The organism is Actinomyces faecalis (genome assembly GCF_013184985.2).
GTDB classification, from domain to species: Bacteria; Actinomycetota; Actinomycetes; order Actinomycetales; family Actinomycetaceae; genus Actinomyces; species Actinomyces faecalis.
On the sequence record NZ_CP063418.1, the window covers coordinates 212,091 to 226,153 of the forward strand.

12 protein-coding genes are annotated in these 14,063 nt (G+C 71.0%); 8 read left to right on the forward strand and 4 right to left on the reverse strand.

The window, feature by feature from the left end:
• Positions 1-152: 152 nt before the first annotated feature.
• Complete coding sequence (locus HRL51_RS00775; protein WP_172192805.1) at positions 153-977, reverse strand: glycerophosphodiester phosphodiesterase family protein; 825 nt, start codon at positions 975-977, stop codon at positions 153-155.
• Positions 978-1,107: 130 nt separating this feature from the next.
• Between HRL51_RS00775 and HRL51_RS00780 the strand changes: the two genes are divergently transcribed.
• From HRL51_RS00780 to HRL51_RS00790, 3 genes are read left to right on the forward strand one after another with little or no spacing between them, the layout of a single operon-like run.
• Positions 1,108-3,312 (forward strand): NAD(+) synthase, encoded by a 2,205-nt coding sequence (locus HRL51_RS00780; RefSeq protein ID WP_172192803.1) that lies wholly within the window; start codon positions 1,108-1,110, stop codon positions 3,310-3,312.
• A gap of 7 nt (positions 3,313-3,319) precedes the next feature.
• Positions 3,320-3,505 carry a hypothetical protein gene (locus HRL51_RS00785; protein WP_172192801.1) on the forward strand — a complete coding sequence of 62 codons (186 nt, stop codon included), beginning with the start codon at positions 3,320-3,322 and terminating at the stop codon, positions 3,503-3,505.
• Positions 3,502-4,335: an HAD hydrolase family protein gene (locus tag HRL51_RS00790; protein WP_172120535.1), complete on the forward strand. Its 834-nt coding sequence runs from the start codon at positions 3,502-3,504 to the stop codon at positions 4,333-4,335. The genes HRL51_RS00785 and HRL51_RS00790 overlap by 4 nt, the downstream gene beginning before the upstream one ends.
• A 57-nt stretch (positions 4,336-4,392) precedes the next feature.
• Here the strand turns inward: HRL51_RS00790 and HRL51_RS00795 are convergent, their stop codons facing one another.
• Positions 4,393-4,842 carry a GNAT family N-acetyltransferase gene (locus HRL51_RS00795; protein WP_172192799.1) on the reverse strand — a complete coding sequence of 150 codons (450 nt, stop codon included), beginning with the start codon at positions 4,840-4,842 and terminating at the stop codon, positions 4,393-4,395.
• Between the two features lie 245 nt (positions 4,843-5,087).
• Here HRL51_RS00795 and HRL51_RS00800 point away from each other — a divergent pair, with 245 nt between their 5' ends.
• Complete coding sequence (locus HRL51_RS00800) at positions 5,088-6,464, forward strand: PAS domain-containing protein (protein ID WP_172192797.1); 1,377 nt, start codon at positions 5,088-5,090, stop codon at positions 6,462-6,464.
• Positions 6,465-6,561: 97 nt separating this feature from the next.
• Here HRL51_RS00800 and HRL51_RS00805 read toward each other — a convergent pair whose 3' ends face one another.
• On the reverse strand, positions 6,562-7,890 hold the full coding sequence (locus tag HRL51_RS00805; RefSeq protein WP_172192795.1) for a methyltransferase domain-containing protein: 1,329 nt from the start codon (positions 7,888-7,890) through the stop codon (positions 6,562-6,564).
• Positions 7,891-7,924: 34 nt separating this feature from the next.
• Between HRL51_RS00805 and ispF the strand changes: the two genes are divergently transcribed.
• The 4 genes from ispF to HRL51_RS00825 all read left to right on the forward strand — a co-directional run bounded on the left by ispF (position 7,925) and on the right by HRL51_RS00825 (position 12,480).
• Positions 7,925-8,428 carry a 2-C-methyl-D-erythritol 2,4-cyclodiphosphate synthase gene (gene ispF, locus HRL51_RS00810; RefSeq protein WP_172120531.1) on the forward strand — a complete coding sequence of 168 codons (504 nt, stop codon included), beginning with the start codon at positions 7,925-7,927 and terminating at the stop codon, positions 8,426-8,428.
• Positions 8,429-8,521: 93 nt separating this feature from the next.
• Positions 8,522-10,012 carry a cysteine--tRNA ligase gene (gene cysS / locus HRL51_RS00815; protein WP_172192793.1) on the forward strand — a complete coding sequence of 497 codons (1,491 nt, stop codon included), beginning with the start codon at positions 8,522-8,524 and terminating at the stop codon, positions 10,010-10,012.
• 100 nt (positions 10,013-10,112) lie between these two features.
• A complete protein-coding gene (gene rlmB, locus HRL51_RS00820; protein WP_172120529.1) occupies positions 10,113-11,102 on the forward strand; it encodes a 23S rRNA (guanosine(2251)-2'-O)-methyltransferase RlmB in 990 nt (329 codons plus the stop codon).
• Positions 11,103-11,238: 136 nt separating this feature from the next.
• Positions 11,239-12,480 (forward strand): hypothetical protein, encoded by a 1,242-nt coding sequence (locus tag HRL51_RS00825; RefSeq protein WP_172120528.1) that lies wholly within the window; start codon positions 11,239-11,241, stop codon positions 12,478-12,480.
• A 19-nt stretch (positions 12,481-12,499) separates the two neighbouring features.
• On the opposite strand, the gene HRL51_RS00830 is transcribed toward HRL51_RS00825, so the two are convergent.
• Complete coding sequence (locus HRL51_RS00830; protein ID WP_172120527.1) at positions 12,500-13,876, reverse strand: DUF4032 domain-containing protein; 1,377 nt, start codon at positions 13,874-13,876, stop codon at positions 12,500-12,502.
• Positions 13,877-14,063: the final 187 nt, after the last annotated feature.

Below are 14,063 nucleotides of genomic sequence, written 5' to 3' on the forward strand. Positions count from 1 at the left end.
AAGGGCGTGGCCCAGCGCAAGCGCTGGGCCACGGTCGGCCTCGGAGTCGCGGTCCCTGAAACGCGTCATCTCCGAACGCTCTGGCAGGTCATCGGGGTCCCTGATCCCCTCGTGCCAGCAGCGTTCCGACATTCCTATGATACAGGTAAGAATTACCTTGATCGGGCCAGTGACCCCAGGATATGGACCTGGTCGGTGAAGATCCCGCTCACGCCCCAGGAGAAGAGCTCCTCAGCCCGCTTGCGGGTGTTGACCGTCCACACGTTGACCCCGTACCCCAGGGACCGGATCTCCTCTACGCGGGCTCGCTCCAGCCCCTTGTCACCGGGGTTGACCGCCACGGCACCCAGGTTCTCCGTGTAGGAGCGCCAGTCGTCACCCAGCATGTGGCTGTCGGTCAGCAGCGCCAGGTCCGTGCCCTCGCGCCGCACCCGCATCCGCTCCAGCAGCAGCGGGTTGAAGGAGGAGACCAGGACCTGCTTCCCGCCCTGCTCGATGTGCGCGTCCAGCAGCGCTGCCACGCCGTCGACCAGCCTCCGGCAGGCCTCGGCACCGGCCTCGCAGGACTTGAGCTCGACGTTGACGTTGATTCCAGCCTGCGCGACCACCTCAAGAGCCGCCTGGAGCGTTGGAAGGCTCTCCCCCGCGTAGGGACGTGAGCCCACGGGGTCCTCGAACCAGGAACCGGCGTCGATCTGCGAGAGGTCCGTGGCGGTCAGGTCGTAGTAGGAGCCGGAGCGGTCCGTCGTACGGTCCAGGCGTGAGTCGTGGATGACGATCACCGTCCCGTCGCTGATGACGTCCACGTCCAGCTCGATCCACTGGGCGCCCTCAGTGGCTGCGCGACGAAACGCCGCCAGCGTGTTCTCCGGGGCCAGCGCGGACGCGCCGCGGTGGGCGAAGACCGTGCGTGAGCCCTCCGGGACGGGGGACGGGGGACGCAGCGGGGGGAAAGCGGGTGACACTGGTGCAGACATGCGGCGATTGTCCCACTGCACGGTGTCTGGGACGTGACCGGTACCCGAGGCCCAGGTGATGAGAGGACGTGCCTGCCTGGACCCGGGTGAGGACTGCCGTGCCCGGCCCGCCTCGTGGAAGGATCGGGGTATGCCGAGCAACCAGGCCACCGCCTCCCAGCCACCTGCCCCCACGACCGAGGCTGACGGGAGCCTCGAGCCCACACTCGTCTTCCGCTCTGCCTACGACCAGGGTTTCGCACGTGTGGCCGCCGTGACCGTGCCCGTCCACCTGGCTGACCCTGCGGCCAACGCGCGCACCGTGATCGAGCAGGCGCGTGTGCTGGACCGCGAGGGCGTCTGCCTGGCCGCCTTCCCGGAGCTGGGGCTCACCGGGTACTCCGTGGACGACCTCTTCCTCTCCGAGGTCCTGCTCACCTCGGTCCTGGAAGCCGTCGAGGAGATCCGCGCCGCCAGCGCCGAGCTGCTGCCGGTCCTGGTGGTCGGCGCCCCGCTGCGGGTGGGGACCCGGTTGTACAACTGCGCCGTCGTCATCCAGGGCGGCCGCGTCCTCGGCGTCGCACCGAAGTCCTACCTGCCTACCTACCGCGAGTTCTACGAGGCGCGGTACTTCGCCTCTGGGGCCGAGATCGGCGTCGGGCACATCGACCTGCCCGGGGTGGGGGACGACGGCGAGGCCGTCTCCGCCCCGCAGCCCACCTTGGGAGGGGTGGGGGATCATCCGGCTACACGCGGCGCACGGGTGCCCTTCGGCACGGACCTGCTCTTTGAGGTCTCCGACGTACCGGGCCTGACCTTCCACGTCGAGGTTTGTGAGGACATGTGGGTCCCGGTCCCGCCCTCCTCGCTGGCCGCGCTGGCTGGTGCCAGCGTCCTGGTCAACGTCTCGGGCTCGCCGATCACCGTCGGCCGTGCGGAGGACCGCGAGCTGCTGGCCCGGGCCTCCTCCGCCCGGAACCTGGCCGCCTACGTCTACGCCGCCGCCGGGCAGGGGGAGTCCTCCACGGACCTGTCCTGGGACGGGCAGACCTTCGTCTACGAGTGCGGCGAGCTGCTGGGCTCCACCGAGCGCTTCCCGGACGGCCCGTGTGCCACGGTGGTTGATGTGGACGTGGAGTCCCTGGTCGCCGAGCGCCTGCGCCAGGGCACCTTCGAGGACAACCGTGTCGCGTTGCTCACGGATGACTCCTTCCGGCGGATCCGGGTCACGGGCCTGCACGCCCCCCGTACCGATATCGGGCTGCGCCGCGCCGTTGACCGCTTCCCCTTTGTGCCTGACGACCCTGCACGGCTGTCCCAGGACTGCTACGAGGCCTACAACATCCAGGTCGCGGGCCTGGTCCAGCGTATGCAGGCCATCGGCCTGCCCAGGATCGTCATCGGCGTCTCCGGTGGCCTGGACTCCACCCACGCCCTCATCGTCGCCGCCCGGGCGGTGGACCGCCTGGGGCTGGGCCGTGAGCATATCCACGCCATCACGATGCCGGGCTTCGCCACCTCTGAGCACACCAAGGCCAACGCTCTGGCGCTAGCCCGGGCGCTGGGCTGCCACGTCGAGGAGCTTGACATCCGCCCCACCGCCACCCAGATGCTGACCGAGATGGGCCACCCCTACGGCCTCGGTGAGCGAGGGCGGGAGGTCTACGACGTCACCTTTGAGAACGTCCAGGCGGGCCTGCGTACTGACTTCCTCTTCCGGATCGCCAACCAGCGCGGCGGGATCGTGCTGGGCACCGGAGACCTGTCTGAGCTGGCCCTGGGATGGTGCACCTTTGGCGTGGGAGACCAGATGAGCCACTACAACGTCAACGCAGGCATCCCCAAGACCCTCATCCAGCACCTCATCCGCTGGGTGGTCCGCGAGCAGCTCTTCAGCCAGGAGGCGGGAGAGGTCCTGCTGTCCATCCTGGACACCGAGATCAGCCCCGAGCTCGTCCCAGCCACTGAGGGCGAGCCGATCCAGTCCACACAGGCCATGATCGGCCCCTACGCGCTGCAGGACTTCACCCTGTGGCACGTGCTGCGCCGCGGGGCACGCCCCTCCAAGATCGCCTTCCTGGCGGACAAGGCCTGGGCGGACGCCTCGACCGGTCTGTGGCCCGCAGGCCTGCCCGAGCAGGACAAGGTCTCCTACGACCTGGCGACCATCCGCCGCTGGGAGCTGCTCTTCTTCCGCCGTTTCTTCGCCAACCAGTTCAAGCGTTCCACCCTGCCCAACGGCCCGAAGGTGGTGGCCGGCGGCTCGCTGTCCCCGCGCGGGGACTGGCGCATGCCCTCGGACGCCTCGGCCGCAGCCTGGATTGCTGAGCTGACCCGCAATGTCCCCGAGGAGTGAGAAGCCCATGGTGATGCGAGACCACGCCGCAACCCCCTGGCAGCCTGAGCGGGCTCCCGGCACCGGTCAGCCTCCGGGCACGGTGCTCTCCACGGACCTGGCTGGTTGCCCCGTGGCCGGTATCCCTCTGCACCTGGGCCGCCCGGAGGCGGGGGAGAGCACCTGGCCGATCGACCTGGGAGCCCGCCGGTGAGCGCTCACCCGATGCTGCTGGTCACCGACCTGGACGGCACGCTCGTACGCGAGCGGGACGTCGACCCTCGTGACGCGCGGGCCCTGCTGCGCTGGCAGGAGGAGGGACACCTCCTGGCCGTGGCCACGGGCCGCTCGGTCTCGCTGGCGCGCCTGGCGGTGGCCGACGCCTCCGCCGCGGCTGAGGTGGCGCTGCGTCCTGACTTCGTCGTCTGCGCCTCAGGGACCACCCTCCTGGACGCTGACGGCCAGGTGCTGCGCAGCGAGACGATCCCGCCCCAGGAGGTGGACAGGGCGGTGGCGTACCTGTCAGCGCGACAGGACTGCGCCGTCGTCGCCACGACGCTGGAGGGCGACTACCTCCTGCACAACCCCTTCGCAGGGCGCGATGACTCCTTCAACCGCTTCGCCTCCGGCTTCTACACCGTCCTTCCTCCCGAGCAGGCGGGACGGCTCCAGGTGACCTCGATGCCCGTGCGCGTGCCGGATGACACCCTCGCCGGGCCCCTGGCCGAGGAGCTGGTGCGGCGCAGCGGCGGGGCGATCGCCGTGCCCCGGTCCATCCAGTACCTGGACCTCGTTCCTGCCGGCCAGGACAAGGGCTCCGCGGTGCTCCACCTGCACCAGGTCCTGGCCGAGCGCGGGGTCACGCTGGCCCGGACGGTCGCGGTGGGCGACTCCTGGAACGACATCCCCATGTTCGCCGTTGCCGACCGTGCCTACGCCATGGCTGACGGCGCGGCGGACGCCCGACAGGCTGCTGTGGAGGAGGGTGGCGCGCTGACGCAGGGGCTGGCTGACGTCGTCGAGCGAGAGCTGGCCAGCCACTGACCGGCCAGCCGGGTACCCAGCCGGTCGGGTCCGGACCGCCTGAGGCGGGCGGGAGGCCTACTTGCCGGTGAAGCGGTAGACGTTGGTCTCACGCAGCTCGAAGCCGGCTCGGCGGTAGAGACGGTTCGCCGCCTCGCGCGAGGGTCGGGAAGTCAGGTCCACGGTGCGTGCACCCAGCTCGCCGGCGTGGGCGACGGCGGCCTCCACCAGCGCTCGCCCGGCACCCTGGCCCCGGGCCTGGGAGTCGACGACGACGTCCTCCACCCAGGCGCGCAGGCCGGTGGGGATGGTGAAGGTGGCGAGCGTCAGCATGCCCAGGATCGGGTAGGTCCCGTCCTCGGCGTGCCTGGCCGGGCGGAAGACGAAGAGGTAGACGCCCTCCTGGGCGATGAGCGCCTCGCACTGCTCCGCGGTCAGTGGCGCGGCGGAGCGCGAGAGCTGGGGGAGGAGGTGCGCCATGGCCTCGACGACCTCGGGGCTGGACTCGGTGACGATCTCGACGGTCATGGCTTCTCTCCTCCTGCGGCCCTGAGGTCAGGTGCGAGTCATCGGGCTGGCTTGAGGACGAGCCTAGCCTCCGCCCGTCAATTCTCGGCACACCGAGCCGAGTGCGAGTAACCTCGACCACAGGTCCAACGTCCTACGGCGCCTGCGTGGCGCTGCTGCTGGTGGATGCCGTGCGGCCAAGGCTCCGGCCGCCACGTCGCACGCGCCCCGCGGGACGACCCACTCCTGCTACCGGAAGGCCCGTGATGACTGAGACTGCCGCCCTGAACCCCGCAGGGACCGAGCGCACCTACGCCGCTGAGGAGCTGTTCTTCTCCACCACGGACGCTGCAGGTCGCATCCGCCGGGCCAACTCGACCTTCATGCGCCTGGCGGGCTACCCGCGCGGGGCGCTGGTGGGCAGGCCCCACAACGTGGTGCGCCACGAGGCGATGCCGGCAGGCCTGTTCCGCTCGGTGTGGGGCGCCATCCAGGACGGCAAGGCGGCCAGTGCCTACATCACGAACAAGGCCTCAGACGGCAGCTGCTACCGCGTCTTCGCCACGATCGTGCCCTCAGGGGACGGCTACCTGTCCGTGCGCACCCTGCCGATGCTCACTGAGCTGCGGGACCAGGTCGAGGCTGCCTACGCCCGGGTGCGTGAGGTCGAGCAGGCCTCGGCGCAGGCAGGCTCGCCCGCGCGCGAGGTCGCGGCGGCGGGCGAGGCCGCGCTGCTGGCTGAGCTGCAGGCGCTGGGCTACGCTGACGCCGCCGAGTTCACCCGCCAGACGCTGACCGCCGAGGTGACCGCGCTGGTGGCCAGCGGCGTCGACATCCCCGAGCGCCTCGACGCCGAGGGCGCGGTCGCCACGGTCCTGGCGCAGATGAACGCCATCGAGGCCGCGACGGGCGGGCTGGTGGGCCTGCTCGACGAGTGCGCCCGCCTGGTCGCCCTCCTGGGACGGCGGGCGGAGGAGATCGGTGCGCTGTCCACGCGCCTGGGACAGCTGCGCGACGAGCTGCGCCAGGCGGCGGACGACGTCGACCGCCTGGGCGTGGGCCAGGAGGCGGACGAGGTGCGTGAGCGCTACCAGGAGGTCGACGCCTTGGTCCTGGAGTGCTTCGAGCAGCTGCGGCCCCTGGGCGGCCAGGTCGAGGAGCTCAGGCGCGACACGGACTCGGTGCGCTTCGCCATCGCGCTGCTGCGCCTGCACAACCTCGCGGCCGGTTTCTTCGCCCTCCAGCTGCTCGACGGCGAGGACGAGCTGGCCGCCAACGACGCCGTCGGCGCCCTGCACGAGCTGACCCAGGCCCTGCACGAGGGCGCGGCCTCCCTGGCTGAGCGCCTGTCCCTGTACCGGGCGCGTGCGGACCTCGTGGGCGGCGAGCTCGACGTCGTCGCCCAGGCCCTGACGGACACCCACTGTCCTCTCATCGACCTGCTCGGTGCTGCCTCGGACGCGGGAGCAGCCAACGAGACCTCGGTGCGGCAGGCACGCTCGCTGGTACGTGACGGCTTCCCGGAGGCGCGTCACCTGGCTGACCTGGCTGGTGCGGTGCGTGACCTGGAGGTTCCCGACCTCACGGACACGATCGACGCCTGCCTGGAGAAGGTGCGCCAGGCGCTGTCCGAGCTGTCGTGACAGCCGTCCCTTATCCCTGGGCGGACAACTCTTTCGTAAAGTGGACAACTTAAAAGCGCGGTAAAGCGTTGTCTGGCTTACGGAAGGGTTGTCCGCCCTATGAAAGGGTTGTCCGGCTTGAGGGGGTAGGGGAGCGGCGCAGCTCCACGAGGACCTCAGCGTGGTCGGTGTGGGGGAACATGTCGAACAGCTGGGCGCGTGTGGCCGTGTAGGAGCCCATCGCCTCCAGGTCGCGGGCCAGAGACACCGGGTTGCACGAGGAGTACAGCACCCGGTCGACGCCGGCGGCCTCGATCCTCGCGGCCAGGTCCTGCCCGATCCCGCGCCGGGGAGGATTGACCACGAGCAGGTCCGGGACCGACCCGGCCCCGGGGTCGAGCACCCGCGCGTCACCAGCCTCGAAGCGCACCTCGTCCTCTCCCAGGCCCATGAGCCGGGATGCTTCCCGGGCGCCGTCGATGGCAGGGGCGGAGACCTCCACCCCCAGCACCTGACGGCCAGGACCGGCCAGGGCCAGCGCGAAGCCGCCGACGCCGCAGAAAAGGTCCCAGATCCGGGCCTGTCGCCCGGGGGTGGTCAGGTCCCCGGCCCAGCGGGCGGCGACGGAGTAGAGCTGCTGGGCCACGCCGGTGTTGGTCTGGAAGAAGGACCGGGTGGGCAGCAGGAGCGACAGCTCCCGGGGGCCGGCGGCTGCGGGGGCCATAGCGCCACCGTAACCGGTTGCCCTGCCGCGACCGGCACCTGCCTGGTCCCCGACCGGTCCCTCGGCGCAGGGCGGCCCAGGCAGCTCCAGGCGCATGAGGAGGCGGTCCCCACCGGCTTCCTCGGTCAGGACGATCTCCTCCTCGCCCTCGATGATCGCCTGGTGCACGGGCTGGATGTTGACACTCATCACCGCCAGGGTGCCCAGCTCGCTGCGCAGCCGCGGCAGCGCCCGTCGCAGCACCTCGACGTGCCGGTGCGAGCGCAGGACCCAACGCACCATGAGGTCACCGTCCGGAGAGGCGGTGACAAGCAGGTGCTTGAGCTCACCGCGGCGAGCGGCGACGTCGTAAGGCACCAGGCCCAGCCGCGTGATCGTGTGCGCAAGCACCGCCAGCGCCTGCTCGATCGTCTCCACGTGGAGCGGGCAGGCGCGCAGATCGACTCCGTGCCCGTCAGACCCCAGGATCCCCAGGCTCGGTGCCTGGACGGTCCCGCTGACCACCATCTTGGCCTTGTTGCGGAAGCGCGCGGGGGCGCTGGCCACCGGTTCCAGCCAGGCGGAAGGGCTGAGCGGAGCGGCGCCGTCGGCCAGCAGAGCAGCCACTCGTGCCTGCTTGGCCACGAGCTGTCCCGCCAGGGGCTGGTCCTGGTGCGGGCACGAGCGGCAGGTGCCTGCGCGGTGCAGCTGGCAGAAGGCGGCGCTCGGCCCGGTGGTCGTCATAGGGCCATTGTGCTGCCTCGGGCACACTAGGCCTATGACGCACGCTCCCGCTCTCCTGCCCCGCACCGGCATCGGTACCGACGTCCACGCCTTCGCCCCGGCCGGCTCAGGCACCCCGATGCGCCTGGCCTGCCTGGACTGGCCTGGCCAGACGGGCCTTGAGGGGCACTCCGACGGCGACGTCGTCGCCCACGCCTGCTGCGACGCCCTGTTCTCGGCGGCGGGACTGGGAGACCTGGGGTCGAACTTCGGCACGGCCGAGCCGCGGTGGAAGGGCGCTGCGGGAGCCGTGCTGCTGGCTGAGGCGGCCCGACGCGTGCGAGCAGCCGGCTTCGAGATCGGCAACGTCGCCGTCCAGCTCGTCGGCGCCCGCCCGCGAGTGGCAGGCCGGGTGGAGGAGGCGAGCCAGGCCCTGAGCCAGGCGGCGGGGGCGGCAGTATCCTTCTCCGCCACCACCACCGACCACCTCGGTTTCCTAGGGCGTGAGGAGGGGCTCCTGGCGGTGGCGACCGCGCTGGTCTACCCGGTCCAGGACTAGAGGCGCCCTGACGGCGGGTGCGCCACCGCCAGCGCCGCCCCGCGTGGTGGGACGGCGAGGGAGGGGCCTTGCCTGGACCGATACCCTGGTGCGGTGACTACTGACACCGCCCCCGCCCTGCGCCTGTACGACTCTGCGGCGCGCGCCGTCGTCCCGCTGGCGCCCACCGTCACGCCTGGTACGGTGGCGATCTACCTGTGTGGTGCCACTGTCCAGGGGTCCCCGCACATCGGTCACATGCGCTCGGGCATCGCCTTCGACGTGCTGCGCCGCTGGCTCGAGCGCTGCGGGCAGCGCGTGCTCCTGGTCCGTAACGTCACGGACATCGACGACAAGATCCTGGCCAAGTCCGCTGCGGCCACGCCCCCGGTGCCGTGGTGGGCCTGGGCCCAGCGCTTCGAGCGGGAGTTCGACGCCGCCTACCGTGCCCTGGGGGTGGTCCCGCCCACCTACGAGCCGCGCGCGACCGGCCACGTGCCGCAGATGATCGATCTCATCCAGCGTCTGCTGGATGCCGGCCATGCCTACGTGGGCGAGGCCGGTAACGTCTACTTCGACGTCCGTTCCCTCCCGGACTACGGCTCACTGACCAACCAGCGCGTGGACGACCTGGCCACCACCGAGGACGAGTCCCAGCTGGACGACGACGTCGAGGCCGACAAGCGCGACCCGCGCGACTTCGCCCTGTGGAAGAAGGCCAAGCCCGGCGAGCCCGCTGACGCCGCCTGGGACACCCCCTGGGGCCGTGGCCGCCCGGGGTGGCACCTGGAGTGCTCGGCGATGAGCCGGCGCTACCTGGGGGAGTCCTTCGACATCCACGCAGGCGGCATCGATCTGCGCTTCCCCCACCACGAGAACGAGCAGGCCCAGTCCCACGGTGCGGGCTGGGGCTTCGCCCGGCACTGGGTCCACAATGCCTGGGTCACGGTCAAGGGCGAGAAGATGAGCAAGTCGCTGGGGAACTCCCTGGTTGTTGCTGAGCTGCTCAAGACCTACGACCCCGCCGTCCTGCGCCTGGCGCTGGGCACGGTCCACTACCGCTCGACCGTCGAGTTCTCCAAGGAGACCCTCGACTCCGCCGCCGCCCTGTGGGAGCGCCTGGCCGGGGCCGTCACCCGCGCCGCGGAGGTGAGCGACGACGTCGACGCCCCCGCTGAGCAGCTACGCGAGCGCGAGCTGCCGGCCGAGTACGTCGCCGCGATGGACGACGACCTCAACCTGGCCGGCGCCATGGCGGTGGTGCACGCCACCCTCAAGCGTCTCAACACCGCGCTCGCGGCAGGCGCCGTCGACGCGGCCGAGGTTCGGGAGGCGGCGCTGAGCCTGCGTGCCCAGCTCGACGTCATGGGGCTGGACCCGCTGGCCGAGCCCTGGCGCTCGCGGGTCCTGGGCGTGGGGGCCGCTGGCGGCTCGGACGCGGCTGTCTCCGCGCTCGACCACCTCGTGACCGCGATGATCAAGGGCCGTGCCGCTGCGCGTGCCGCCAAGGACTGGGCGCGAGCGGACGCGCTGCGCGACCAGCTCGCGGAGGCCGGCGTCGTCGTCGAGGACGGTGCCGACGGCGCCCGCTGGCACCTGTCCTGACCCCTGCTGCGCCACCCTGGCACCGCCGCCGCGGGACGAGCTGTCCCGTAGCATCACAGCTTCAGCCGGAACGACGACCGGCACAGAGAGGACCGAGACCATGCCTGGAAACGAGCAGTACCCCGGAGCCCGGCGCCGCCCCGGCTCCAAGAAGGGCCCGACCAAGGGCTCGGGCGGCAAGCGTCGTCAGGGTCTGGAGGGGCGTGGCCCCACCCCCAAGGCCGAGGACAGGGTCGGTCACCCCAAGGCCCGCGCCAAGGCTCGGGCGGAGGCTCGCGCCGCCCAGCCTACGCGTGCCAGGCAGCTGGAGAAGATCCGCCGGCACTTCAACGTGCCCGAGGGCTACGAGATCGTGTGCGGGCGTAACGCCGTGGCTGAGGCCGCGCGTGCCGGTGTCCCGATCAGCCGTGTCTTCATGGCGGTGTCGGCGGAGTCGGACGACCGTCTGGGCGCGGTGGTGCGTCGCGCGGCCCTCATCGGCTGCCCTGTGCTGGAGACCACTAAGCTCGACCTGGAGGCGCTGACGGACGGCGCCGTCCACCAGGGGGTCGCCATCGAGGTCCCCGCCTACGAGTACACCAGCGCCCTGGAGCTGCTGGACCGTGCTCGGGCCGTGGGGCACACCCCGCTGCTCGTGGCGCTGGACCAGGTTACTGACCCCCACAACCTCGGTGCCGTGCTGCGTTCGGCCGGGGCCTTCGGTGGTGACGGCGTCATCATCCCCGAGCGGCGCTCGGTGGGCGTCAACGCCACCGTCTGGAAGGTCTCGGCAGGGGCTGCGGCTCGTGTGCCCGTGGCCCGTGAGACCAACCTCGTGCGGACTCTGGAGAGGCTGAAGAAGGAGGGATGCTTCGTCGTCGGGCTCGACGGCGGAGGCGAGAGCCTCATGGAGGACCTCACCCTGGCTGACTCACCCCTCGTGCTGGTTACCGGGGCTGAGGGTACCGGCCTGTCCCGGCTCGTGCGTGAGACCTGCGACGTCATCGCCTCGATCCCGATCTCGCAGGCCGTGGAGTCCCTCAACGCGGCGGTGGCCACAGGCATCAGCCTCTACGAGGTCGACCGCCTGCGCCGCGCAGCGCAGGCCTGAGGCGGTACCCACCCGCCACCCGCCGTCGGTCCAGACGGTGCCGGGGCTGCCAGCTGCGCCCCGATGCTGACACAATGGGCCTGTTGACGCGCCGGCCCACTGGCTGGGCGCACCGCCACCGACAGGAGGCCAGCTCATGGCACAGGACACCGCTCAACGCTGGAACCGCACCGAGGGCGTACTCATCGCTCCGCAGGCCACGCCGCAGGACGTGGAGGAGCGCCTGAGGGAGCACGGTGTCGTGGCGCGTGTGGAGTGGTACCCCTCCACCGCGCACCTGCTGAGCCTGACCCTCCTGTCCGACGCCGAGGGGCGGGTCGCCGTGACGCCTCCCTCGCGTGGCGGGGTCGTGCCCGGGATCAAGGTCTCTGAGCTGGCGGAGGACCTCGCGCGTGAGCTGGCCGCGGACGCCAGCATCGGCCCGGCCTCCTTCGATGCGCTGCCTCAGGACGTCACGCTGCCGCAGATCAGCTCCGGAGGCTCGGCGACGAGCCGCACGGTCGTGATCTCCCCGCTGAGCGCTTACACCGTCCCGTTGCAGGCCACGCTGCTTGAGCGTCCTCTCGCGGTCGCCTCCGCCCCGGGAATCGACCGTCGCATCGTCATGTACAGCGGCGACGGCCCCTCCCTGGGTGCCTTCGGCTGGGACGAGGAGTCCCTGCCGGCCCTCATCCTCAGCGCTGACGAGCACGACCTGTCCGTGCGCGCCGTGCCCACCGGCGAGAGCGAGGACGACGCCGTCTACTCCTGGTCCATGACCTCGCGCTACGTGTGGGGCTCGGTGGACGAGCCTGGCCCGGCGCTGCGGTCCCTCGTGGACGAGATGCTGACGGACTCCACGGACGCCTCCGTCATCGCCGCGGCGGTCCCTGGGGCTGACGCCGAGGCCGCCGCCCGTGCCCTGGCTGAGCCTGGCGCGCAGGGCCTGGCGGCGATGATCACGGCGCTCGCACTGCCCTCCTGGATCGAGGAGGTGCTCACCGGCCGCCTCGCCCCCGCAGAGGTACCCGGCGCCGTCGTCCACGAGCCGCGAGGGCTGTCCAACGCCGTCAGCCGCTCGGTGGGCATGATGCTGCGTGACCCGCAGGTCCCGGGAGCCGCCTACTGGCAGCGCTACGTCCAGGCTGTCACCGAGATGCCGTGGCTCATCCGGGCAGGCGCGGCGATCCAGGCCGGTGCGGGTGGCGCGCTGATCGGCGCGGCGCTCCGACGCCGTCGCCGCACCGGCGACCTGCCGGGTGGCTTCGTGGCGGTGGGGACCTTCCTGCTCCTGGACGCCGTGGCCGAGACCTCGTTGGCCTCATGGACGCGCCACCGTGAGCTGCGTCGTCGCGCGGACGAGGAGACGGCTCTGGTGGCGGAGGAGCTGGAGGCCTGAGCCTCGCTCCAGCGCCCTGCTACTCCTCGCCCTTGAACTTCATCCCCGCGGTGAAGCCCATGGGGTTGAGGGCGTACTGGTTGGCGGTCTCCTCGTCACGGGCGGCGAACTCGGCGTCGTCCTCGGGGACGTCCTCGTCGTCGGCGAAGATCGCCTCCATCTCCTGGGTGTCACCCAGGGAGAGGTAGGACTGCTCGTCCCAGTGCTGAGGCAGGACCGTGGTTACGTAGTCCGCCACAGCCTCCTCAGTGCTGACGTCACGCTGCTGCTGCTCCGACATGTACCAGCGGTGCTCCAGGACCTCGTGGAAGATCTCGGCCGGCTCGATCTTGCGTCGTAGCTCCAGCGGGACGGCGGCGATCGTGGGCTCGAAGACCTCGGCCAGCCAGGTGTGCGCGACCAGCTCGATCGGCTGGTCCTCGCGGCCGGCGTAGGTGCGGTAGGCCTCCAGGTCATTGAGCATGCGCTGACCCTGGCGCTCCTGGACGTCCAGGCCCGTCAGGCGCATGACCTGGCGGTGGTAGTGGCCGGCGTCGACCACCTTGGGCTGGATGACCACACGGGATCCCGAGCCGTCCGCCTCGGTCTTCATCGACAGCTCGCCGACGTCGAAGCCGAGCTCGTTGAGCCGCTCCACACGCTGACGTACGCGCCAGCGCTCGCTCATCGGGAAGCTCTCCTTCGCGGTGAGCACGCGCCACAGGTCGGCGTAGCGCGAGACGATCCTGTCCCCGACCTCGATGGTGTCCACGCTGGGCTCCAGGAGGGCGCCCGCCTGCAGGTCCATGAGCTCGCCGATGATGTTGGTGCGGGCGACGTCAATGTCGTACAGGCGCTTGCCCTCCGTCAGTCCCTCGGGGTAGAGCTCGCCGGTCTCAGCGTCCACGAGGTAGGCGGCGAAGGCACCGGCGTCGCGACGGAAGAGCGTGTTGGACAGGGAGACGTCTCCCCAGTAGAAGCCCAGCAGGTGCAGACGCACCAGGAGCACGGCGAGGGCGTCGATGAGGCGGGTCGCGGTCTCGGGGCGCATGTACTGGCTGAACAGCGCGCGGTAGGGCAGGGAGTAGGACAGGTGCTCGGTGACGAGCACGGAGTTGAGGGACTCACCGTCCAGATCGCTACGGCCGGTGATGACGGCGGTCGGCGTCACGCAAGGGGCGCCCAGGCGTACGAGGTCACGCAGGAGCTCGTACTCGCGGTAGGCGACGGACTCGCCGATCTCCTTGACGGCGATGACACGCTCGGAGAGGTTGACGAAGCGGACGACGTGGCGGGACAGGCCGCGAGGGAGGGCCGCCAGGACGTCGGTCGGCCACTGGTCGAGCGGAAGCTCCCACGGCAGGTCGAGCAGCGCGGGGTCAATGGTCGCTGCGGTGATCTGCATGGACTGTGGCATGGGCTCATCCTCTCAGAGATCGATGACCTTGGCCTACTTCGGAGCACGGCGCATGAAGCACGGCGCCGGTGCTGTGCCGTGCGGGCGGGGCGGCGGCAGGGCGTGTCCGGCGTCGTCGTCTGCGACAGCGAGCCCCGCGCCTCACGAGGAGGAGCGGGGCTCGCCGTCGTTATCCGGTCAGGCGACC